Genomic DNA, 215 nt, shown 5'->3' with positions numbered 1-215 from the left:
AACTCGTTCCCAGGCTCAGCCAGGGAACAAGATCCCAGAGGCTCAGCCTCGCCAAACTCGTTCCCAGGCTCAGCCAGGGAACAAGATCCCAGAGGCTCAGCCTCGCCAAACTCGTTCCCAGGCTCAGCCAGGGAACAAGATCCCAGAGGCTCAGCCTCGCCAAACTCGTTCCCAGGCTCAGCCAGGGAACAAGATCCCAGAGGCTCAGCCTCGCC

The 215-nt window shown here is 61.4% G+C and carries 1 pseudogene; it reads left to right on the top strand.

Going from position 1 to position 215, the window contains the following annotated elements:
* A pseudogene (locus tag MiSe_RS50620) lies at positions 1 to 215 on the top strand (hypothetical protein); the annotation flags it as partial.

The sequence above is a fragment of the Microseira wollei NIES-4236 genome, from assembly GCF_020521235.1.
GTDB lineage: Bacteria > Cyanobacteriota > Cyanobacteriia > Cyanobacteriales > Aerosakkonemataceae > Microseira > Microseira wollei.
Note: the sequence above shows the minus strand (reverse complement) of the source record. Positions and strands in the feature narration are given on the sequence as shown.